At 68.9% G+C, this 21,483-nt stretch carries 18 protein-coding genes; 10 read left to right on the top strand and 8 right to left on the bottom strand.

The genetic code is table 11. The features are described from left to right. Positions 1–24: 24 nt before the first annotated feature. Genes meaB through scpA form a run of 3 tightly spaced genes read right to left on the bottom strand, consistent with a single transcriptional unit; the run spans position 25 to position 3,718 of the window. Positions 25–1,023, bottom strand: a complete 999-nt coding sequence (gene meaB, locus FHY06_RS00540; protein WP_184604060.1) for a methylmalonyl Co-A mutase-associated GTPase MeaB — start codon at positions 1,021–1,023, stop codon at positions 25–27. Between the two features lie 47 nt (positions 1,024–1,070). After that, positions 1,071–1,544, bottom strand: a complete 474-nt coding sequence (locus tag FHY06_RS00535; RefSeq protein WP_184602817.1) for a GNAT family N-acetyltransferase — start codon at positions 1,542–1,544, stop codon at positions 1,071–1,073. Positions 1,545–1,555: 11 nt separating this feature from the next. Next, positions 1,556–3,718 carry a methylmalonyl-CoA mutase gene (gene scpA / locus FHY06_RS00530; protein ID WP_132799647.1) on the bottom strand — a complete coding sequence of 721 codons (2,163 nt, stop codon included), beginning with the start codon at positions 3,716–3,718 and terminating at the stop codon, positions 1,556–1,558. A 128-nt stretch (positions 3,719–3,846) separates the two neighbouring features. Here scpA and FHY06_RS00525 point away from each other — a divergent pair, with 128 nt between their 5' ends. Further along, the gene (locus FHY06_RS00525) at positions 3,847–4,488 is read left to right on the top strand and encodes a GntR family transcriptional regulator (RefSeq protein ID WP_184602815.1); all 642 of its coding nucleotides are present in this window, start codon (positions 3,847–3,849) and stop codon (positions 4,486–4,488) included. Positions 4,489–4,938: 450 nt separating this feature from the next. Here FHY06_RS00525 and FHY06_RS00520 read toward each other — a convergent pair whose 3' ends face one another. From FHY06_RS00520 to FHY06_RS00505, 4 genes are all read right to left on the bottom strand, one after another. Further along, the gene (locus tag FHY06_RS00520) at positions 4,939–5,724 is read right to left on the bottom strand and encodes an IclR family transcriptional regulator (protein ID WP_019653181.1); all 786 of its coding nucleotides are present in this window, start codon (positions 5,722–5,724) and stop codon (positions 4,939–4,941) included. Between the two features lie 166 nt (positions 5,725–5,890). Beyond that, positions 5,891–6,838 (bottom strand): tRNA dihydrouridine(20/20a) synthase DusA, encoded by a 948-nt coding sequence (dusA, locus tag FHY06_RS00515; RefSeq protein WP_409327437.1) that lies wholly within the window; start codon positions 6,836–6,838, stop codon positions 5,891–5,893. Positions 6,839–6,940: 102 nt separating this feature from the next. Next, complete coding sequence (locus FHY06_RS00510; RefSeq protein ID WP_184602811.1) at positions 6,941–7,768, bottom strand: helix-turn-helix transcriptional regulator; 828 nt, start codon at positions 7,766–7,768, stop codon at positions 6,941–6,943. A 38-nt stretch (positions 7,769–7,806) separates the two neighbouring features. Next, positions 7,807–8,592, bottom strand: coding sequence for an acetoacetate decarboxylase family protein (locus FHY06_RS00505; protein ID WP_184602809.1), 786 nt, complete (start codon positions 8,590–8,592; stop codon positions 7,807–7,809). Between the two features lie 227 nt (positions 8,593–8,819). Here FHY06_RS00505 and FHY06_RS00500 point away from each other — a divergent pair, with 227 nt between their 5' ends. Further along, positions 8,820–9,203: a response regulator gene (locus FHY06_RS00500; RefSeq protein WP_020722972.1), complete on the top strand. Its 384-nt coding sequence runs from the start codon at positions 8,820–8,822 to the stop codon at positions 9,201–9,203. A gap of 38 nt (positions 9,204–9,241) precedes the next feature. On the opposite strand, the gene FHY06_RS00495 is transcribed toward FHY06_RS00500, so the two are convergent. Next, positions 9,242–10,177: a GntR family transcriptional regulator gene (locus FHY06_RS00495; RefSeq protein ID WP_184602807.1), complete on the bottom strand. Its 936-nt coding sequence runs from the start codon at positions 10,175–10,177 to the stop codon at positions 9,242–9,244. A gap of 172 nt (positions 10,178–10,349) precedes the next feature. Between FHY06_RS00495 and FHY06_RS00490 the strand changes: the two genes are divergently transcribed. The 8 genes from FHY06_RS00490 to FHY06_RS00455 all read left to right on the top strand — a co-directional run bounded on the left by FHY06_RS00490 (position 10,350) and on the right by FHY06_RS00455 (position 21,400). Beyond that, complete coding sequence (locus FHY06_RS00490) at positions 10,350–11,705, top strand: omega-aminotransferase AptA (RefSeq protein ID WP_311733659.1); 1,356 nt, start codon at positions 10,350–10,352, stop codon at positions 11,703–11,705. A gap of 19 nt (positions 11,706–11,724) precedes the next feature. Continuing rightward, a complete protein-coding gene (locus tag FHY06_RS00485; protein ID WP_019653205.1) occupies positions 11,725–12,822 on the top strand; it encodes a C45 family autoproteolytic acyltransferase/hydrolase in 1,098 nt (365 codons plus the stop codon). A gap of 49 nt (positions 12,823–12,871) precedes the next feature. Then, positions 12,872–14,485, top strand: a complete 1,614-nt coding sequence (locus FHY06_RS00480) for an ABC transporter substrate-binding protein (protein WP_184602805.1) — start codon at positions 12,872–12,874, stop codon at positions 14,483–14,485. Positions 14,486–14,502: 17 nt separating this feature from the next. After that, entirely contained in the window at positions 14,503–15,447 is a 945-nt protein-coding gene (locus tag FHY06_RS00475) for an ABC transporter permease (protein ID WP_019653207.1), read from the top strand. After that, a complete protein-coding gene (locus FHY06_RS00470; protein ID WP_019653208.1) occupies positions 15,444–16,262 on the top strand; it encodes an ABC transporter permease in 819 nt (272 codons plus the stop codon). The genes FHY06_RS00475 and FHY06_RS00470 overlap by 4 nt, the downstream gene beginning before the upstream one ends. After that, positions 16,259–17,929 carry an ABC transporter ATP-binding protein gene (locus FHY06_RS00465; RefSeq protein ID WP_184602803.1) on the top strand — a complete coding sequence of 557 codons (1,671 nt, stop codon included), beginning with the start codon at positions 16,259–16,261 and terminating at the stop codon, positions 17,927–17,929. Before FHY06_RS00470 ends, FHY06_RS00465 begins: the two co-directional genes overlap by 4 nt. Positions 17,930–18,034: 105 nt before the next feature. Continuing rightward, complete coding sequence (locus FHY06_RS00460; protein ID WP_260309291.1) at positions 18,035–19,702, top strand: hypothetical protein; 1,668 nt, start codon at positions 18,035–18,037, stop codon at positions 19,700–19,702. A 138-nt stretch (positions 19,703–19,840) separates the two neighbouring features. Beyond that, positions 19,841–21,400 (top strand): cation:proton antiporter, encoded by a 1,560-nt coding sequence (locus FHY06_RS00455; protein ID WP_184602799.1) that lies wholly within the window; start codon positions 19,841–19,843, stop codon positions 21,398–21,400. The last annotated feature ends 83 nt before the right edge of the window (positions 21,401–21,483 follow it).

Genomic DNA, 21,483 nt, shown 5'->3' with positions numbered 1-21,483 from the left:
GGTCCTGGATTGCGTGTCTTTTCTTCATGGTCCGGCCGCGACGGCGGCCGCGGCAAGCAGGTTGCGCGCGGCCGTGGAGGCCGGCAACGTTCCCTGCGCCACCTGCTGCGTGAGCTGCGGCAGCAGCTCGCGCACCTGGGGGTGATGCCTGAATGCCTGCTTGAGGCCGGCGTCGATGCGCTCCCACATCCACGCGGTGGCCTGCTTCTCGCGGCGCTTCGCGAGGCGGCCGTTGGCGGTCTGCAGTTGCCTGAACTGCGTGACGGCGTCCCAGAAGGCGTCGACGCCGGTGTTGGCCAGCGCGCTGAGCTGCAGCACCCTGGGCAGCCAGAAGCGCACTTCGGCGCCGCTGTGCGCGTCATGCACGGCATGCGCGTGCTCGGGGTTGCCCTGGTGGCCGAAGAGCCGCAACGCCGAAGTGATCTGCGCCTGCGCGCGGGTGGCGGCGTCCTTGTCGATGTCGGCCTTGTTGATGACGACGAGGTCGGCCAGCTCCATCACGCCCTTCTTGATGGCCTGAAGGTCGTCGCCCGCGTTGGGCAGCTGCATGAGCACGAACATGTCGGTCATGCCGGCCACCGCGGTTTCGCTCTGGCCCACGCCGACGGTCTCGACGATCACGATGTCGTAGCCGGCGGCCTCGCACACCAGCATGGCCTCGCGCGTCTTCTCGGCCACGCCGCCCAGTGTGCCGCTCGACGGGCTGGGCCGGATGTAGGCGCGCTCGTGCACCGACAGGCGCTCCATGCGCGTCTTGTCGCCGAGGATGGAGCCACCCGACACGGTCGATGACGGATCGATGGTGAGCACCGCCACGCGATGCCCCTCGCCGATCAGCAGCAGGCCCAGCGTCTCGATGAAGGTCGACTTGCCGACGCCCGGCACGCCCGAGATACCGAGGCGGAACGAATTGCCGGTGCGCGGCAGCAGCGCCGTGAGCAGCTCGTCGGCCTGCGCGCGGTGGTCGCCGCGCGTCGATTCGAGCAGCGTGATGGCCTTGGCGATGGCGCGCCGCTGCGGCATGCCTTCTGTGCCGGCGATCGCGTTCTCGAGGGACTTTGCCTTGTCGCTCAGCACGCAGCCTCCGACGCCACGCGCCAGCGGTAATGCAGGTCGACGCCCTCGCCGCCTTCGAGCACGAAGCCGTGGCGCAGGTAGAAGCGGTTGGCGTCGCTCTTGACGAGCGCGGTGAGCTTGATGTCCAGCCGCTGCTCGCGCGCCTGCGACTTGGCCCATTCGAGCACCCATTCGCCGATGCCCAGGCCCTGGAAGCCGGTGCGCAGGTAGAGATGGTCGAGGCGCAGCGCGTCGCTGTCCTCGGGCTTCAGCGTGACGAAGCCGATGCGCTGGTCGCCATCGAGCACGATGTGGTGCATGTACGGAACGACGAAGCCCGCGCTCAGGCGCTCGCGCGAGCGCGCCATGTCGAAGCGGCCGACGCGCTCCAGGCTCGGGCGCATCGCGTCGATGCGCAGGGCCAGCATGGCCTCGAAATCGCTGGAATCCACCGGCTGCATCGACAGCCGCGACAAGAGATCGCTCACGACGGCGCGCCTCAGGCCGTGACCGCCGCGCGAATCTGCTCCAGCACGTCCTTGGCGCTGGCGGGAATGGGCGTGCCCGGACCGTAGATGCCCTTGACGCCGGCGTCGTACAGGAACTCGTAGTCCTGCCGCGGAATGACGCCGCCGACGAACACGATGATGTCGTCCGCGCCCTGCTTGCGCAGCTCGTCGATGATGGCGGGCACCAGCGTCTTGTGGCCGGCCGCGAGCGTGCTCACGCCGACGGCGTGCACGTCGTTCTCGATGGCCTGGCGCGCGCATTCTTCCGGCGTCTGGAAGAGCGGGCCCATGTCCACGTCGAAGCCCAGGTCGGCGAAGGCCGTGGCCACCACCTTGGCGCCACGGTCGTGGCCGTCCTGGCCAAGCTTGGAGATCATGACGCGCGGGCGGCGGCCCTGCTCCTCGGCGAAGGCGTTGATCTCCGTCTTGAGCGTTTCCCAGCCCTCGGCGGAGTCGTAGGCCGCGGCATAGACGCCGGTGACCTTCTGCGTGTCGGCACGGTGGCGGCCGAACGATTTTTCGAGCGCATCGGAGATCTCGCCCACCGTGGCGCGCAGGCGCACCGCATCGATGCTCAGCGCCAGTAGGTTGCCGGTATTGTTCTCGGCGGCCTCGGTAAGCGCGTCGAGCGCAGCCTGCACCTTGGCGCCGTCGCGCGAGGCACGGATCTTCTGCAGGCGCGCGACCTGCTGCTCGCGCACCTTCACGTTGTCGATGGAGAGGATCTCCACCGGGTCTTCATTCTTGAGCTTGTACTTGTTGACGCCGACGATCACGTCCTTGCCCGAGTCGATGCGCGCCTGCTTCTCCGCGGCGGCAGCTTCGATCTTGAGCTTGGCCCAGCCGCTGTCGACCGCCTTGGTCATGCCGCCCATGGCCTCGACTTCCTCGATGATGGCCCAGGCCGCGTCGGCCATGTCCTGCGTGAGCTTCTCCATCATGTAGCTGCCGGCCCAGGGGTCGATCACGTTGGTGATGTGGGTCTCTTCCTGGATGATGAGCTGCGTGTTGCGCGCGATGCGGGCGCTGAACTCGGTGGGCAGCGCGATGGCTTCGTCGAGAGCATTGGTGTGCAGGCTCTGCGTGCCGCCGAACACCGCGGCCATCGCCTCGATGGTGGTGCGCACCACGTTGTTGTACGGGTCCTGCTCGGTGAGGCTCCAGCCCGAGGTCTGGCAGTGGGTGCGCAGCATCAGGCTCTTGGGGTTCTTGGGCTCGAACTCCTTCATGATGCGGCACCACAAGAGGCGCGCCGCGCGCATCTTGGCGACTTCGAGATAGAAGTTCATGCCGATGGCCCAGAAGAAGCTCAGGCGGCCGGCGAAGCCGTCGACGTCGAGGCCCTTGGCCAGCGCGGTCTTCACGTATTCCTTGCCGTCGGCCAGAGTGAAGGCGAGTTCGAGCGCCTGGTTGGCGCCGGCTTCCTGCATGTGGTAGCCGCTGATCGAGATCGAGTTGAACTTGGGCATCTTCTGCGCCGTGTACTCGATGATGTCGCCGATGATCCGCATGCTCGGTGCGGGCGGGAAGATGTAGGTGTTGCGGACCATGAACTCCTTGAGGATGTCGTTCTGGATGGTTCCGCTGAGCTGGTCCTGCGCCACGCCCTGCTCCTCCGCCGCGACCACGTAGCCCGCGAGCACCGGCAGCACGGCGCCGTTCATCGTCATGGACACGCTCACCTTGTCGAGCGGGATCTGGTCGAACAGGATCTTCATGTCCTCGACCGAGTCGATCGCCACGCCTGCCTTGCCGACGTCGCCGGTCACGCGCGGGTGGTCGCTGTCGTAGCCCCGGTGGGTGGCGAGGTCGAAGGCCACGCTCACGCCCTGCCCGCCTGCGGCTAGCGCCTTGCGGTAGAAGGCGTTCGACTCCTCTGCGGTGGAGAAGCCGGCGTACTGGCGGATGGTCCAGGGGCGCACCGAGTACATGGTGGCCTGCGGGCCGCGCAGGTAGGGCTCGAAGCCGGGAAGCGTGTCGGTGTACTTGAGGCCCTGCAGGTCGGCGGCGGTGTACAGCGGCTTGACCGTGATGCCGTCTGGCGTGATCCAGTTCAGTGCGCTCAGGTCGCCGCCGGGTGCGGACTTGGCTGCGGCCTTGGCCCAGGCTTCGAGATCGGCTTGCTTGTAGGAGGGTTCGGGTTTGCTGCTCATGAAGGGGCCGTTCGCAGTGTCTTGCAGGGTGTTCGCAAATTCGCCTGCAGGGATCTGCAAGCCGGCCGCGAGTCTAACCGATCCATAATTATTAATTCAAACGCCATTTTTGAAGTACAGTCCGGCCCATGTCCGCCGTCACCCTCACCCCCCGCGCCCTCTACGAAGAGGTCGCTGAACTGCTGCGCCAGCGGATCTTTCGCCGCGAGCTGGAGCCCGGCAGCTGGATCGACGAACTCAAGCTGGCCGAGGAATACGGCATCAGCCGCACCCCGCTGCGCGAGGCGCTGAAGGTGCTGGCCGCCGAAGGCCTGGTGACGATGAAGGTACGCCGCGGCGCCTACGTGACCGAGGTGTCGGAACAGGACCTGGCCGACGTCTATCACCTGCTCTCGCTGCTGGAGAGCGACGCCGCCGGCGTGGTGGCCGAGCGCGCCACCGACGCCCAGCGGGCCGAACTGAAGGCGCTGCACGCCGAGCTGGAGGCCGCGGCCTCGCTCGAGGACAGGGAACATTTTTTCGCCGTGAACGAGCGCTTCCACATGCGCCTGCTGGCCATCGCCAACAACAAGTGGCGCGACCAGATGGTGGCCGACCTGCGCAAGGTGATGAAGCTCAACCGGCACAACTCGCTGCTGAAGGCGGGCCGCATCGGCGAATCGCTGGCCGAGCACCGCTCCGTGATGGCAGCCATCGAGGCGCGCGATGCGCAAGCGGCCATGGCGCGCATGCGCGAACACTTCAAGAACGGGCTGGAAGCGGCGAATTAGGCCCACCCCCAGGCTTTGCGCACTTCGTGTCGCTTCGCCACCCCCTCACGGGGGCGATACCGGCGGCCCGGCAGAGCCGGTTCCGCGGTATCACGACCACCCCCAGGCTTCGCGCACTTCGTGTCGCTTCGCCAGCCCCCTCACGGGGGCGATACCGGCGGCCCGGCAAAGCCGGTTCCGCGGTGATCACGACCACCCCCAGGCTTCGCGCACTTCGTGTCGCTTCGCCAGCCCCCTCACGGGGGCGATACCGGCGGCCCGGCAAAGCCGGTTCCGCGGTGATCACGACCACCCCCAGGCTTCGCGCACTTCGTGTCGCTTCGCCACCCCCTCACGGGGGCGATACCGGCGGCCCGGCAAAGCCGGTTCCGCCGTATCCCGCGAATTTGGGGATCGCTTCGCTTCCCCTCTATTCATGATTCGAAACAAGTCCGCTGGGCTCGGATCGGGTCAATCTATGTTGAGCGTGCCGGTTTCGTTGGCCAGGTGCTGGGCGGTTTCGAGCAGGAGCGGGGCTATGCGGGTCACCATGGTGTCCTTGGGCAGCAGGTAGGCGGGGCCGCCGCAGCTGACCGAATAACGTTCGCCGCGCGGGCCCTCCAGTGCGAAGCCGATGGCGTGGATGTGGGGGTTCCATTCGCCGAAGGAGCCGCAGTAGCCGAGGCGGGCGTACTCGTCCAGGCCAGCCATCAGGCTCGACTCGATGGCCTCCCAGTTCTCTCCGCTCTCGACGCGAATCTGCGCCAGCAGTTCGGCCTGCTCGGCCGGGGGCAGTGCCGCCAGATAGGCGCGGCCGCCAGCCGAGGTGGCGATAGTCATGCGCGTGCCCACCTCGATGCGGGAGCTGATGACCACGGAGCGCGGCCGCAGCGAATCGATGACGAGCATGTCGAGCTCGTCGCGCACGCCGAGGTGCACGCTCACGCCCGCCGCCTCCGAAAGCGCCGCCAGATGCGGTCGCGCCACGGTACGCAGGTCGAAATGGCGAAGGTAGCGGCTGCTCATGTCGAGCAGCGCAGGACCGAGGCTGAAGCGCTCGCTGTCCTGTGACTGTCGCAAATACCCCGCACTCACCAGGGTTGCGGTGAGTCTCGACACCGTGGCCTTGGGGATGCCCGTGGTGTCTGCCAGTTCGCGATTGCCTATCGGTGCCGAGGCCATGCCGATGACTCTCAGGAGAGCCAGTCCTCTGGCGAGCGCACTTACTTCTTCTTTGCCGCCAATCGCGTCACTCATGTATCCAAACCTTTTTTATGTCCCTGACGTCCTCATTTTTCAGCAAAAAACGGTTGACGCGCTACTTATCGTGAAGTAGTGTTTTTCGGAACATCGTTTCAGGAAAGGCTTGGCGACCGATCGCGGCTCTGGCGCCTGATCGCAAGAGGCGCGCGGCGCGCCCGATTCAGGCTGCGTACGCGGCGGCAGGCTCGCGCGCGAGCGCCATCACTTCGTGCGCAGGCAGCGTCTTGAGCCGGTGGTCGCTCCAGACCTGCCGCCAGCGGCGTGCGCCCGGCAGGCCGTTGCGCAAACCCAGCATGTGGCGGGCGATCGGCCACCAGTGGGTGCCGTGCTCGGCCGCCTCGCGGGCCATGTAGTCGCACATCAGCGACTCGACCTCTTCGCGCGTCAGCGTCTGCTCGCCGGCGCCGAAGAACTCGGCGTCCCATTCGGCGAGCCACCAGGGGTTGTGGTACGCCTCGCGCCCCACCATCACGCCATCGAGCAGCCGCAAATGCTCATGCACCTGCGCGTTGACCGTGATGCCGCCGTTGATGGCGATGTGCAGGTCCGGAAACTCGTGCTTCAGCCGGTGCACCAGCTCGTAGCGCAGCGGCGGGATCTCGCGGTTCTGCTTCGGGCTCAGCCCCTGCAGCCAGGCGTTGCGCGCATGCACGATGAAAGTGTTGCAGCCGGCTTCGCTGACCTTGCCGACGAAGTCGCGCACGAACTCGTAGCTCTCGATCTTGTCGATGCCGATGCGGTGCTTGACGGTCACCGGGATGCCGACCACGTCGACCATCGCTTTCACGCAATCGGCCACCAACTGCGGCTCGTTCATCAGACAGGCCCCGAAGGCGCCGCGCTGCACCCGCTCGCTGGGGCAGCCGCAGTTGAGGTTGATCTCGTCGTAGCCCCACTCCTCGCCAAGCTTCGCGCAGTGCGCCAGGTCGGCCGGCTCGCTGCCGCCCAATTGAAGTGCAACAGGATGCTCCTCGGCGTTGAAGCGCAGGTGGCGCGGCACGTCGCCGTGCACCAGCGCGCCGGTCGTGACCATCTCGGTGTAGAGCAGCGCGTGGCGTGACAGCAGGCGATGGAGGTAGCGACAGTGCCTGTCGGTCCAGTCCATCATGGGTGCAACGGAGACGACCTTCTCTTCCAAAACGCGGGATTCCTGTGGTTGGCGGGGGGGCCCTGACCTCGATCGGGCCGGGCTGGCAAGCCCGCTAGTTTCTCACGCGCCCCTTTCCACGCGCTCTCGCCCGGCCATGTAGTTGCCCGGGGTGACCCCGAAGCAGCGGCGGAACCAGCGCGAGAAGTGTGCCTGGTCGGTGAAGCCGCACTGCGCCGCCACATCCGCTGCCGCGTGGCCGTCGCGCAGCAGCGCCTTGGCCCGGCCGATGCGCGCCAGACGCGCGTAGTGGGCCGGCGTCATGCCGACGGCCGTGCGGAACAGGCGATGGAAATGCTCGCGCGAAACGCCGACCCGCCTGGCGAGCGCGCCCGGATCGATGCGGCATGCGTCTTCGGTCGCCAACGCTTCGCAGACGGCCTCCACCCGCGCATCGCCCGCACGGCGTTCGACCGCGACCAGTTCTCCGCCGGCCTGCGCTCGAAGGATCTCTTCCAGGAGCCGGCCGGCTTGCGCGCCGTCCTGCGCCTGCGCCGCAGCGGCCAGTGCGCCAGCCATCGCCGCGTCGCGCCACACCCCCCGGTGCAGCCCACCCCGCTGCCCGGGCGGCCAACCGAGGCGCGCGCTCGCCCAGGCATGCGGCACATACAGCATCACCATGCGGAAGCCCTGCGCGCTCACGCCGGCCGTGTGCAGCATGAATGGCGCCATCAGCACGATGTCGCCCGCCCGCGCCACCTGCCGCTCGCCGACGCAGGTGAATTCGCAGCGGCCTTCGAGGATGGCGCCCACGCTCCACTCTGCATGCCAGTGCAGCTCGAAGCGTGCCTTGGGGTCGGCCGTGAACATCGCCTCGACCTGGATTCCGTCCGCCATAGTCAGGCCGGTCACGCGCGAGGCGGCAGGAGGGCTTGCGGGCAGCGTGGTCATCCCGCGAAGGTTAGCGCCATCGACAACCGACAACCTGATCACGCAGCGAACGCGCCCCGCACCGTGATGCCCATCCAACCCGCGCTGGCGTCGGTGGCCTGCACGGGGCCGAGCAGCGCCAGCTCTTCCACGGGGTGGTCGTGGAACTGCAACGTCGCTCGGCCGCCGGTCCAACCCGGCTCCACGCGATCGATGATGTCGGCGCGCAGATAACGCGGTACCGCCGCGATACCCGGCTGCGTCAGGTCGGGCCAGCCGATGGCGCCCACGGTCGCAGCGGAAAGAAAACCCAGCCGCCCGGTCTGCTCGCCCGACAGCGTGACCGAGGCATCCACCAACCGGCGCTCCTTCACGCTGAGACTGGCGCCGAGCCTGCTTCCAGCCGCGATGGGCGCGGCCGCCGGATGGATCAGCGGCATGCTGCGCGTGAGCCAGGTCTGCCCGATCTTCTTGGGCCAGCCCTGGAGCCAGCCGCGCAGCAGCGAGATGTCCTGGTCGACGTAGATCAGCGGGCAATAGAAGCGCGTGTCGCCGGCTGGCTTCGGCTCGATCTCCAACACGACGATGGTCTCGCGGTACTGCGCGTACACCGGGTCGAGCAGTTCGCGGCCGTCGTCGCCGCAGGACTGCCAATCGGCGAAATGCACGCAGCCCTTGCCGGTGGCCACGCCGAGTTCGGCCGGCACCAGCGCGGCGCCTCGCTCGGCATCGAATTCGAAGGCCACGTTGACGAGCCAGCCCGCGTAGTGCCAGGGCGGCGCCTGCACCAGCGCGCTGCGGCCGGAGGATGTGAAAGGAGGCGTAAAAGATTGCGGCGTGGCCATATGTACTGTGCGGGCGAGGTCGTTGTTGATGAAGACCTCCCCACGATATGGCCGCGCATGCCGACGGGTCTTGTACGCTGGTGATCCGCCAGCGCAGGGTTCTACGGCAGATGAAGGCGTTGTCCGACTCGATGCGCCGCAGCCGCAGGGACAATGCCCGCATCGGTCCGAGACAAACCGACGACAAGCGAAACCAGCACAGAACGAGAAGCCCTCACTGCGAACAAATGACCCGCATCTATCTGATAGAAGACAACCCCCTGATCGCCACCACACTGTCCGATGGCCTGCAGGAATTCGCCGATTGCGACGTGATCGGCACCGCTTCCACTTCGGGTGGCGCGATCGACTGGCTCAAGAACAACCCCCAGGAATGGGATGCGGCGGTCATCGACATCTTCCTGGCCGAGGGCAACGGCCTCACCGTGGCGCAGTACCTGCAGGAACACAAGTCGCCGACGCAGCGCACCGTGGTGCTGATGAACCACGCCACCTCCGAGGTGCGCGAGGGCGCCCTCTCTGCAGGCGTGGACGCGGTGTTCGACAAGTCGCTGGAGCTCGAGGCCTTCTACGACTTCTGCAAGAAGCTGAACATCTCGCCAAGGCGCTGAGCGCCCAAAGCCGATACGACACGACGCAACGCGCCGCTTCAGTCCCCCAGCACGCCCGTCACCCGCTGTTCGACCAGGTCGCTGGCGCGGCTGAGGTGCCGGCGCATGTGTTGAGCCGCGGCCTCTTGGTCGCCGCGCTCCACCGCATCCAGAATTTCCAGGTGCTCGTGGCAGGACTTGTGCAGCAGGTCGATGTTCACGAGCGGATAGTCCGAGAGGTCGGACATGCGCCGCAGCCGGTTCTGCTGCTGCACCGCGTCGAGAAAGAAGCGGTTGCCCGATGCGCTGGCCAGCAGTTCGTGGAACTGCGCATTGGCCTCGAAAAAATCCATCCATGAATAACGCGACGCCTGCGTGAGCAGCCCCTGCTGGCGCTCGCGGCAGGCGCGCAGCCTCTGAATGTCGACCCGGAAACCCGGCTCGCGCAGCCCGGCGCATTCGACGGTCAGGCGAAACCGGTAGCTCTCGCGCTCGCTCTCGACCGAATCCAGCGTCTCGGTGAACTCCCAGCGCTGGTAGTGGCGCCCGCGCAGCACGCCGTCTTGCAGCAGCGTGGTGAGCACGGTGCGCAGCAGCGGACGCGGCACGGCATAGGCCTGCGCCAGTTCCAGTTCGTTGACGCGCGTCGGCAGCTTGCCGCTGAGGCGGTCGCGCAGCAAGCGGTAATAGAGGGTCTTCTCCTCGTCCTCGGGCATCTCGCGCCGGGCGCGTGCCAGTGCGTGTCGATCGCCGAGCAGGGTGTAGCCGCGGTTCGGCGTGTGTGCGAGCAGCGCCCGTTCGTGCAGGAAGCGCAGCGCCGCGCGCACCGGGGTGCGGGAGATGCCGAGCCGGCTGGCGAGCTCGGATTCGGTGAGGTGATGCCCGCTCTCGTAGCCGCCGGCCAGCGCCTGGTCGAGCACATAGCGGCTCACCCGCTGGACCAGCGGAGCGATCGTGGGCGATGCGGTGGGTCGGTCGTCCGTCTGGGATGCCATCCAGGGTCTCCGGAATCGCGGGTGGAAGTTCAGGGGCCGATCATCACCCGGCTTTTGTATTTTTGCCCTGAAAAAACCATGTACAACCCGCGCCAAAAATACAATCCGAGTTTCAAGATCGGCCCCACGACGACCCAGGAGCCGGGTCGCTTTCCCAACGGAGAACCATCTCGTGGCCCTTGCCGACACCCTCGCCTCCCCCGCGTCGCTCGACGCGTTCTGGATGCCCTTCACCCCCAACCGCAAGTTCAAGCAGTCGCCGCGCCTCATCGTCGGCGGCGAAGGCCTGCACTACGACCTGGCCGACGGCCGCCGCGTGCTCGACGCGATCGCCGGCCTGTGGTGCGTGAACGCCGGGCACCGCCACCCGCGCATCAGCGCCGCGATGAAGGCGCAGATCGACGTGCTCGACTACGCCTCCAACTTCCAGATCGGCCACCCGGGCGCCTTCGTGCTCGCGCAGCGCCTGGCCGAGATGGCGCCGGCCGGCATGAACCACGTGTTCTTCACCAATTCAGGCTCCGAGTCGGTCGACACCGCGCTGAAGATCGCGCTGGCCTACCACCGCGCGCGGGGCGACGCCGCCCGCTACCGCCTCATCGGCCGCGAGCGCGCCTATCACGGCGTGGGCTTCGGCGGCATCTCGGTGGGCGGCATCGGACGCCAGCGCAGCACCTTCGGCCCGCTGCTCAACGGCGTGGACCATCTGCCGCACACGCTCGACCTGGCGCGCAACGCCTTCTCGCGCGGAGAGCCGGCGCACGGCATCGAGAAGGCCGACGCGCTGGAGGCACTGCTCGCGCTGCACGACGCCTCTACCGTCGCGGCCGTGATCGTCGAACCGGTGGCCGGCTCCACCGGCGTGCTGCCGCCGCCGCGCGGCTACCTCAAGCGCCTGCGCGAGATCTGCGACAAGCACGGCATCCTGCTGATCTTCGATGAGGTCATCACCGGCTTCGGCCGCCTGGGTACCAACTTCGCGGCCGACCTGTTCGGCGTGACGCCCGACCTCATCACCACCGCCAAGGGCCTGACCAACGGCGCGGTGCCCATGGGTGCGGTGCTGTTGCGCGACGAAGTGCACGACGCCTTCATGCAGGGCAGCGTGAGCGGCATCGAGCTTTCGCATGGCTACACCTACTCGGGCCATCCGCTGGCCTGCTCCGCGGCGATGGCCACGCTCGACGCCTATACGCAGGACGGCCTGATCGCCCAGGCGGCCGCCACGGCGCCCTACTTCGAGGAATGCCTGCACGCCCTGCGCGGCCTGCCGGGCGTGATCGACGTGCGCAACGTCGGCCTGCTGGCCGGCATCGAGCTGCAGCCCTGGACCGAGGGCGCAGGCACCCACGCGCAGGCAGTCGCCCAGCACTGCCTGGACAAGGGCGGAGTGCTGGTGCGCTCGGTGGGCGACACCATCGCGCTGTCTCCGCCCTTCACGCTCGAGCGCCAGCACGTCGACCAGATCGTCGACAGCCTGCGCGCCGCCATCGCGCAAACCGCCCGGCCCACCGACGCCGCTGCCTGAACACACACGAAAGCACCAGATGGACATCGAATCGTTCCCCCTCTACGACATCGAAGGCGACGCCCGCCAGTGCGGCCAGCAGTACGGCCGCGCGGCCGGCGACCGCATCGACCTGAGCCTGCGCACCTACCGCGCCGCCTTCGAGCGCGTCGGTCTCAGCTGGGAGCGCACCCGCGCGCTGGCGCGCCGCTTCATGCCGGTGGTCGAGGCCTTCGACGCGGGCATGCTGCGCGAGATCGAAGGCGTGGCCGAAGGCGCAGGCGTGCCGCCGGAGGACATCGTGGCGCTGAACGCGCGCAGCGAGATGCTGTACGCCTTCCAGCAGCTCGAAGCCACCGAGCCGCCCGACGGCTGCACCGGCGTGGTGGTGATGCCTTCGGCCTCGCGCGAGGGCCGGCTCATCCACGCGCAGAACTGGGACTGGCGCGTGGAGAGCCTGGAGCTGGGCATCGTGCTGCGCATCCAGCCCGCCAAGGGACCGTCGATGCTGACCTTCGCCGAAGCGGGCACGCTCGCGCGCGCCGGCCTCAACAGCGCGGGCATCGCCGTCACCGGCAACTTCATCAAGGCCGACAGCGACGGCAGGCAGCAGGGCGTGCCGCTGGCGCTGATCCGCCGCGGCATCCTGCAGTCGGAGCTCTATGCCAACGCGCTGGGCGTGGTGTGCCGCACCGCACGTTCCATCTCCAACAACATGATCGTCACGCACGCCGAGGGCGAGGCCGTGAGCCTGGAGACCTGCCCCGAGCAGGTGTTCTGGCAGCAGCCCGAGGGCGGCATCCTGGTGCATGCCAACCACTTCAAGACGCCGGCCGCCCTCGCGCGCGTGGTGGACCGCAGCCTGGAAACCACGCCCGACTCGCTCTACCGCGACCGCCGCGTGACCGAGGCGCTGCACAACCGGCGCGCCGCGGGCCCGCTGGGCGAGCAGGACGTGATCGACGCGCTGCAGGACCGCTTCGGCGCACCGCGCGCGGTGTGCCGCAGCCCGAGCGCGGGGCCTGGCGGCGCCTCGTCGGCCACCGTGGCGACCATCGTCATGGACCCGGCGGCACGGAAGATGCGCATCGCCCCGGCGCCCTTCAAGGCCCATCGCTTCACCGAATATTCCCTCTGACCCCGAACGCCCTACCGCTGCCGAGCCCGCCCACGCCAGGAGTGTTGCCATGAAGAAAGTACCCGTTCCTCCGTCTCGCCCACCCTCCACATCGCCAGCATCGCTGATCGCCGCCCTGGCGTTCGGCCTGGCAGCCGCGGCTCCCGCGCTCGCCCAGCCGGCCGTGGGCGCGGGCCAGACGCTGCGCATCCAGATGAACTCCGACATCCGCAGCACCGACCCGGGCGGCAACCGCGACGACAACACCGACAACGTGCTGCTGCACGTGGCAGAAGGGCTGGTCGCGCTGCGCGAGGACACCTCGGTGGGCCCGATGCTGGCGAGCAAAGTCGACACCTCGGCCGACGGCCTGACCTACACCTTCACGCTGCGCGACGGCGTGAAGTTCCAGAATGGCGCCACGCTCACGGCCGACGACGTGGTCTGGAACTGGCAGCGCTACCTGAAGCCCGCCAGCGGCTGGCGCTGCCTGCCCGAGTTCGACGGCAAGGGCATGACCAGGGTGCTCTCGGTGGAAGCGCCCAATCCGAAGACGGTGGTGTTCAAGCTGGAGCGCGCGAGCGCCCTCTTCCTCACGATGATGGCCCGGCCCGACTGCGGCGGAGCGGCCATCCTGCATCGCAGCTCGGTCGGCCCCGACGGCCAGTGGAAGGAGCCCGTGGGCACGGGCCCCTACAAACTCAAGGAGTGGAAGCGAGGGCAGTACGTGGAACTCACGCGCTTCGACGGCTACACCTCGCGTGCCGAACCGCGCGACGGTCTGGCCGGCGGCAAGAAGGCCGAGATCGAGAACCTGCGCTTCGTCGTCATTCCCGATTCCGCCGCAGCCAAGGCCGCGCTCTACAGCGGCGGCATCGACGCATTCGTCAACCCCAGTCCGGCCGACGTGGTCGAGATGCGCAAGCGCTCCGACGTTCTGGTCGACACCACGCCGGTGATGTCGATGGTCGCCCTGCTTCTGCAGACCGGCGACCCGGTGCTCAAGGACGTGCGCATCCGCCGCGCGCTGGCGCTGTCGCTCGACACGCCCGAGATCGCACGCTCCGTCACCGAGGGCCTCTCGCCGGTCAACAACTCGGTGGTGCCTTCGTCCAGCCCCTACTACGACGGGGTGCAGGCCGGCGGCTTCAGGCGTGACCTCGCCGCCGCGAAGAAGCTGCTGGCCGAGGCCGGCTACCGCAACCAGCCGATCCGCATGATCGCCAACAAGCGCTACGAGGCCCTGTACTCGGCCGCGGTGCTGGTGCAGGCCATGGCCTCCGAGGCGGGCATCAACATCGAGCTGGAGGTGCTCGACTGGGCCACGCAGCTCGACCGCTACACCAAGGGCCAGTACCAGAGCATGGCCTTCATCTACTCGGCGCGCATCGACCCCTCGCTCAATTTCGAGATGGTGTCCGGCGACAAGGCCGCGCAGCCGCGCAAGGTCTGGGACAGCGCCTACGCCCAGCCGCGGCTGGCCGAGTCGATGGTCACGCGCGACAAGGCGCGCCGCCAGGTGCTGTTCGACGAGATGCACAGGCAGATGCTGCAGGACGTGCCGATGATCGTGCTCTTCAACGCCAGCGACGCCACCGCCATGCGCAAGAACGTGGTCGGCTTCAAGGGCTGGGCGCCGGCCAAGCCGAGGTTCTGGAACGTGCGGCTGGCCGCTGCCGGCTGAACGGAGCCGCGCGAGCAATGCCCGCCTATCTCCTGCGCCGGATCGCGATGACGATCCCGACGCTGCTGCTGGTCTCCATCGCGGTGTTCACCCTGATGCGGCTGATTCCGGGCGACCCGGTGCTGCTCATGCTGGGCGAAGGCGCCGACCCCGCCCAGCTGGCGCTCATGCGCCACCAGATGGGGCTGGACCAGCCCCTGCCCGCGCAATACCTCGTGTGGCTGAAGCACGCGCTGGCCGGCGACCTGGGCGCGTCGACCACCAACGGCCTGCCGGTGCTGCCGCTGATCTGGGAGCGCTTTCACGTCAGCGCGGTCATCGTGCTCGTCGCGGTGGCGCTGGCCTCGCTGATCGCCGTGCCCGCCGGCCTCGTCGCCGCCTGGCGCAAGGACAAGCCCACCGACCTCGCCATCATCGGCGCCGCGACGCTGATGCTCTCGGTGCCCAGCTTCTGGCTGGGCCTGCTGCTGCTGATGTTCTTCGGCCAGTACCTGGGCTGGCTGCCGGTGGTGGGCTACGTGCCGATGTCGGAGAGCTTCTCGCAGGGCGTGCTCTACGTCGTGCTTCCGATCGCCACGCTGCTGCTGGTGGAGACCGGCGTGCTCACGCGCATGTCGCGCGCCAGCACCATCGAGATCCTGCGGCTCGAATACGTGACGCATGCGCGCGCCAAGGGCGTGCCCGAATCGCAGGTGCTGCGCCGCCACGTGCTGCCCAATGCCTTCAACCCGACGCTCACCATGATCGGGCTGATCCTCGGGCACCTGCTCAGCGGCATCGCGGTGCTGGAGACGGTGTTCACCCTGCCGGGCCTGGGGAGGCTGATGATCGATTCGATCTTCGCGCGCGACTACCCGGTGCTGCAGGGCTGCCTGCTGTTCACCGCCTGCATCTACGTCGTGATCAACCTGATCGTCGACATGTGCTACCCCCTCTTCGACCCGCGGGTGACTGTGCAGTGAAGACGAAGTTCAAGACCCATACCCTCATCGGCGGCGCGCTCGTCGCGGTGCTGCTGGCCATCGCCGTGGCCGCGGCGCTGTGGACGCCCTACAACCCGCTGGGCATCGACCTGCGCTCCAAGCTGCAGCCTCCCTCGGCCGCCCACTGGCTGGGCACCGACGAATTCGGCCGTGACGTGGCCAGCCGCGCGATGCAGGGCGCCTCCACCAGCTGCCTGGTGGCGCTGCTCACCGTGACGCTGGCCACCGCCATGGGCCTGGTGGTCGGCGTGGTCGCGGGCTTCGTGCGCGGCTGGACCGACCGCGTGCTGATGGCCTTCAACGACACGCTGCTGGCCTTCCCTGGCCTGCTGCTGGCGCTGGGCGTGATGGTGATCGTGGGCGCCAACAAGTGGGGCATCGTGCTGGCGCTGAGCATGGCCTATGCGCCCTCCGTGGTGCGCGTGGTGCGCGGCACGGTGCTGTCGCTGCGCGAGCGCGAGTACGTGGAGGCCTCGCGCATGATCGGCAACGGCGAGCTCTACACCATGTGGCGCCACGTGCTGCCCAACTGCATGGCGCCGGTGGCGGTGCTCGCCACCAGCATGTTCGGCTGGGTGCTGCTTTCGGAAAGTGCACTGAGCTTCCTGGGCCTGGGCGTGCCGCCGCCCGCGCCCACCTGGGGCAACATGCTCGCGAGCGCGCGTCCCTACATGGCCTCGGCCGTGTGGCTGTGCGTGGTGCCCGGGCTGTGCATCGCGCTCACGCTGCTGGGCATCAACCTGCTGGGCGAGTCGCTGCGCGACCGGCTCGATCCACGGACGGAGAAGCCATGAACGCCGCATCGAACCCCACCGTGCTGTCGGTGGAGCACCTGAAGATCGAATTGCGCAACGGCGCCCAGCCGCTGGTGCACGACCTGTCGTTCGAAGTGAAGGCGGGCGAGTTCCTCGCAGTGGTGGGCGAATCGGGCAGCGGCAAGACGATGGCGGCGCGCGCCATCCTGCAGCTGCTGCCGCCGGGCATCTCGCAGACCGGCGGGCGCATCGTGTTCGACGGGCAGGACCTGGCCGCGTACGCCGCGAAGGCCATGCGCCCCATCCGCGGGCCGGGCATCGGCATGGTGTTCCAGGAGCCGATGATCTCGCTCAACCCGGTGCACCGCATCGGCGAGCAGATGGCCGAAGGGCTGCGCATGCACACGCAGCTGCCGGCCGCGCAGATCCGCGAACGCATCGTCGACATGCTGCGCCGCGTGCAGATCGCCGACCCCGAGCGCTGCATGCACGCCTACCCGCACGAGTTCTCCGGCGGCATGCGCCAGCGCATCATGCTGGCCAGCGTGATGCTGCTGAAGCCGCGCATGCTGATCGCCGACGAGCCGACCACCGCGCTGGACACGCTGAGCCAGCGCGAGGTGCTCGACCTGATGGTGGGCCTGGCGCGCGACAACGGCACCGCCGTGCTGCTCATCACGCACAACCTCGGCCTCGTGGGGCGCTATGCGCAGCGCGCCATCGTGCTGGAGAAGGGCCGGCTGGTGGAGACCGGCGAGGTACCGGGCATCCTGCTGGCGCCGAAGCAGCCCTACACCCGCAAGCTGGTCGATGCGCTGCCGCGGCGCCAAGAGGCCAAGCCGGCGCCGGCGCAAGCGCAGCAGCCGCTGGTGCAGGTGCGCGGCCTGTGCGTGAGCTACCCCGGCGCGCGCGCCGGCTTCTTCAGGCGGCATGCGCCGGTCCGCGTGATCGACTCGCTCGACCTCGACATCCACCCGGGCGAGATGGTCGCGCTGGTGGGCGGCAGCGGCTCGGGCAAGACCACGCTGGGCCGCGCCATCCTGCGGCTCGCACCTTCGCAGGCAGGGCAGATCCTGTTCCGCGGCGAGGACGTCCGCAGCGCCGGCCGCACGGCGCTGCACCGCTTCAGGCTGGCCTGCCAGCTGGTCTTCCAGGACCCGTTCTCCTCGCTCGATCCGCGCATGCGCGTGTGGGACATCGTGGCCGAGCCGCTGCGCCATCTGCCCGAACTCGACGCGGCGGCACGCACGCGGCGCGTGAAGGAGACGCTGGACGAGGTCGGCCTGGACGGCCTCGGCGCGCGCTACCCGCACGAGCTCTCGGGCGGCCAGCGCCAGCGGGTGGCGATCGCCCGCGCGCTGGTGCGGCGCCCCGCCTTCGTGGTGGCCGACGAGCCGGTGTCGGCGCTCGACATGACGATCCAGGCGCAGGTGCTCAGGCTGTTCCAGAGCCTGCAGAAGCACCATGGCTTCGCATGCCTGTTCATCAGCCACGACCTCGCGGCGGTGGAGCAGATCGCCGACAGAGTCATCGTGATGGAGCGCGGGCGCATCGTCGAGCAAGGCGCACGCGACGCGGTGTTCGACGACCCGCGCCATCCCTACACGCAGGCGCTGCTCGCGGCCACGCCGCGGCCGCTGATGACGATGGACGTGGCGCTCGATGCGGCCCAGTCAATGCCCCAGGCGGAACGGGCAGTCGCGTGAACGCGAGCGGCACAGCGGCACGACGGCACAATGGGCTGCGTGCCGCTCATCCGACATCACCTTCCCGCCGCCCTCCTCGCACTGACTCTCGCCTCCGCCGCGCCCATGGCGCAAGCGGCGGAGCCGGTGCTGCTCGTCACTTCGCCTGCAGCGCTGCAGGCGGCCGAGAAATCCGGCGCCGGCTTCGCGCGCTGGATGAACGGTGAGTCTGCGCCGTCCGCCGATGGCGTCGCCACCAACGATGCGCTGACGCGCACGCCTGCCTGGCGCTCGATCGCCGAGCCGCTGGGCGCGAGCCTCGCCGGCATCCAGCGTCGCGACAAGCAGGCGGGCGTGGGCATCTCGCGCTATCCGCATCGGCTGTTCGATGCGCGCTGGCTCGCGAGTCCCGACGCCTTCTTCGAGCTGGTCGGCGTCGCCAATCGCATGGACCGCCGGCCCTTCCAGGACGGCGCCTGCGGAGAGACGCGGCTGGTGTACCGGCTGGCCTACCGCACGGCCGCGATGCAGTCGCGCCTGCCGATGACGGTCAACGTCGAACTGCGCGGCGATGCGCCCGACGCCGACGGCAGCTGCGCCACGGCCGCGAAGCGCTGGCAGCCACCGCAGTCCGCGATGGGCGACGAGGTGCTGGGCCGCTGGCTCACATCGGCCGACGGCCCGCTGGCGCCCAAGCGGCTGGAGCACGCGCGCATCGCGCAGGTCACGACCAACCTGCAGAGCGTGCGCTGGCCCTCGGCGGTGCGGCCCGACCTGGGCGGCCATGCCGAATACATGCTGCGGGCCTTCCGCTGGAATGCGCGCGCCGGGCGCTTCGACGTGGCACCGCTGGAGAACACGCCCGACGTCGCGAAGCTCAAGGCCAGCGCCGCGCTGCGCAAGGAACTGCAGCAATGGCTGCAGCAGCCCGCCAACCTGCGCGCGCTGGACGAGGCCACGCTGCAGATTCCCGACAGGTTCCTCGCGACCGAGGCCATCTCGGTCGCGCCGCGCGGGCTGGAGCGCCTTGCCAACCGGCCCTTCGAGCAGATCTTCCCGGCCGGCGAATGGAAGGCCGTGCCCGGCAGCCGCACGCTGCAGTCGCCGCAGGCGGTGCTTCGCCGCCTCGACGACCTGAGCTGCATGGGCTGCCACCAGAGCCGCGCCGTTGCGGGCTTCCACCTCCTGGGCGTCGACCGGCGCGGCGCATCGCGGACATTCACGACCGGCAACGCGCTCGCGGTGCCGCATTCCCCGCACGTGCAGGACGAACTGGCGCGGCGCGAAATCTACGTGCGGGCCGCGCTCACCACGCCGCGGCCCGATCCTTTCCGCCCTCTGGCCGAACCGCTGGCGACGGACGCGCCCGCCGAGCACGCAACAGTGGGGGCGCGCTGCGAGCCCACGCGCATCACGCAGTCGGCCAACGCGTGGCTCGACCGCGCCGAGAAGCTGCCGCGAATCTCCTGCGAAGGCCCAGCATCGGTCTGCGAGAAGACCTCGGTCGGCTTTCCGGGCGGCATGTGCTCCGGCCCCTGCGACCCCAAGGACCCGAACGGCACCTGCGGCGGCATCGCGATCCTCAGCGACTTCAACAGCTGCCTGGCCGCGAAGAAGCCTTTTGGCGAATGCCTGGCGAAGCACACGCGCCCCGGCAACCTGCGCACCTGCTCCGCGCAGCAGTCCTGCCGCGACGACTACATCTGCGCCCAGGCCGAGGGCCGGCCCGAGGGGCAAGGCGCCTGCATACCGCCCTACTTCCTGTTCCAGATGCGGGTGGACGGGCACTCCTGAGCGCCCCGCCCTCCCGCGCCGATGCGCTGACGACGAAGGGGCCCGCCACGGGCCCCTTGCCATTTGCCGGGCTGCAGGAGCCCACCTTCCGGCGACCTCTTAGTATTCGGGACAAACAACACCAAGACAGAGGCCCCGATGGACGTCTTCGAGAACGTGCTCGTCATGCTGATCGCCGCCTGCCTGCTGCTGCAGCTGTCGCGGCGTCTCGCACTGCCCTACCCCTCGATGCTGGCGCTGGCCGGTGTGTGCCTGGGCGCGATGCCCTGGGTGCCGCACGTGAGCCTCGATCCGCAGCTGGTGCTCGCGCTGTTCATCGCGCCCGCGCTGCTCGACTCGGCCTTCGACACCTCGCCGCGCGAGCTGCGCCGCAACTGGATGTCGCTGGTCTCGCTGGTGCTGGTGGCGGTGCTGCTGACCACGGCCGTGGTCGCGTGGGCGGGCTGGGCTTTCGCGGGACTGCCGCTGGCAGCGGCGATCACGCTCGGCGCCATCGTCGCGCCGCCCGACGCGGTGGCCGCGGCGGCGGTGATGCAGCAGTTCCGCATCCCGCGGCGCACGCTGTCGATCATCAACGGCGAGAGCCTGCTCAATGACGCGGTGGCGCTGCTGGTGTTCGGCGTGGCGGTGTCCGCGGCGGGCGCCGCGCACGTGCCGATGACGAGTTCGCTGCCGATGCTGCTGGTGGCGGTGCCGGGCGGCGCGCTGGTGGGCTTCGCGTTCGCCAAGCTCAACATCCACTTCGGCGCGCCGCTCTTCGCAGGCACGCGCTCGGCCATCATCTTCCAGTTCGTGATGACCTTCGGCGCCTGGATCGTGGCCGAGCGGCTGCACCTGTCGCCCATCATCTCGGTGGTGGCCTTCGGCATGACGCTGGGCCAGTACGCACCGAGGCGCCATGCGCCGCGCGACCGCGTGCACTCCTATGCGGTGTGGGGCGCCGTGGTGTTCACGCTCAACGTGCTGGCCTTCTTCCTCATGGGGCTGCAGGCGCGCGGCATCCTCACGCGGCTGTCGGGGCCGCAGCTCACGCATGCGCTGGAGTTCGCCGCCCTCGTGCTGGCGCTGGTCATCGGGGTGCGGGTAGCGTGGTTGCTGATCTACGGCGCCGCGATGCGCAGGTACAAGCTGCGGCTGATCGCGCGCGGGCGCAAGGTGCCGCTGCCCTCCAGGCGCATCAACCTGCTGGTCGGCTGGTCGGGCATGCGCGGGCTGGTGACGCTGGCCACCGCCTTCGCGCTGCCGGCGGAGTTTCCGGGGCGCGACCTCATCGTGCTCAGCGCGTTCGCGGTGGTGCTGGGCACGCTGGTGATCCAGGGCTTCACCATCGGGCCGCTGATCAGGATGCTGAAGATCGAGCCCGACGATTCCCAGGACGAAGAAATCTCGCTCGCCCGCACCGCGATGATGGACGCGGCCCTCGCAGCCATCGAAGCCGAGCACGGGCGCGAGGCCGATGCGGTGCGCGACGAATACCGCGCTGCGCGCGCGCTTGCCCAGGACAGGCACCATACGCAGGCCAAGACGGCGCAAGACAGACTGCGCACCGTGGCCATCCGCGCGCAGCGGGAGGCGCTCGACTCGCTGCGCCAGGCGGGCAGGATCGAGGACGACACCTATCACCAGCTGGAGGAGGAGATGGACTGGGCCGAGCTCAACGCCATGCCGGCGAACGACGTGCGGCTGCAGAGCGTCTGAGGCCATCGGCCTGCACGTCGAGGCCGCGCGTCATAGACGGCGCAGCGCCCTTACCCCAGCCCTCTCCCCAGCCCTCTCCCAGA

The sequence above is a fragment of the Variovorax atrisoli genome, assembly GCF_014195185.1.
GTDB lineage: Bacteria > Pseudomonadota > Gammaproteobacteria > Burkholderiales > Burkholderiaceae_C > Variovorax > Variovorax atrisoli.
The sequence above is the reverse complement of the archived record's forward strand: the minus strand, read 5'-3'. Positions and strand labels throughout refer to the sequence as shown.

Excerpts from the sequence above, each read along its gene's own strand:
- FHY06_RS00525 (WP_184602815.1), top strand. The coding sequence starts at position 3,847 with ATGTCCGCCGTCACCCTCACCCCCCGCGCCCTCTACGAAGAGGTCGCT.
- scpA (WP_132799647.1), bottom strand. The coding sequence starts at position 3,718 with ATGAGCAGCAAACCCGAACCCTCCTACAAGCAAGCCGATCTCGAAGCC.
- FHY06_RS00465 (WP_184602803.1), top strand. The coding sequence starts at position 16,259 with ATGAACGCCGCATCGAACCCCACCGTGCTGTCGGTGGAGCACCTGAAG.
- FHY06_RS00480 (WP_184602805.1), top strand. The coding sequence starts at position 12,872 with ATGAAGAAAGTACCCGTTCCTCCGTCTCGCCCACCCTCCACATCGCCA.
- FHY06_RS00520 (WP_019653181.1), bottom strand. The coding sequence starts at position 5,724 with ATGAGTGACGCGATTGGCGGCAAAGAAGAAGTAAGTGCGCTCGCCAGA.
- FHY06_RS00485 (WP_019653205.1), top strand. The coding sequence starts at position 11,725 with ATGGACATCGAATCGTTCCCCCTCTACGACATCGAAGGCGACGCCCGC.
- meaB (WP_184604060.1), bottom strand. The coding sequence starts at position 1,023 with ATGCCGCAGCGGCGCGCCATCGCCAAGGCCATCACGCTGCTCGAATCG.
- FHY06_RS00500 (WP_020722972.1), top strand. The coding sequence starts at position 8,820 with ATGACCCGCATCTATCTGATAGAAGACAACCCCCTGATCGCCACCACA.
- FHY06_RS00455 (WP_184602799.1), top strand. The coding sequence starts at position 19,841 with ATGGACGTCTTCGAGAACGTGCTCGTCATGCTGATCGCCGCCTGCCTG.
- FHY06_RS00495 (WP_184602807.1), bottom strand. The coding sequence starts at position 10,177 with ATGGCATCCCAGACGGACGACCGACCCACCGCATCGCCCACGATCGCT.
- FHY06_RS00460 (WP_260309291.1), top strand. The coding sequence starts at position 18,035 with ATGGCGCAAGCGGCGGAGCCGGTGCTGCTCGTCACTTCGCCTGCAGCG.
- dusA (WP_409327437.1), bottom strand. The coding sequence starts at position 6,838 with ATGATGGACTGGACCGACAGGCACTGTCGCTACCTCCATCGCCTGCTG.
- FHY06_RS00510 (WP_184602811.1), bottom strand. The coding sequence starts at position 7,768 with ATGACCACGCTGCCCGCAAGCCCTCCTGCCGCCTCGCGCGTGACCGGC.
- FHY06_RS00475 (WP_019653207.1), top strand. The coding sequence starts at position 14,503 with ATGCCCGCCTATCTCCTGCGCCGGATCGCGATGACGATCCCGACGCTG.
- FHY06_RS00505 (WP_184602809.1), bottom strand. The coding sequence starts at position 8,592 with ATGGCCACGCCGCAATCTTTTACGCCTCCTTTCACATCCTCCGGCCGC.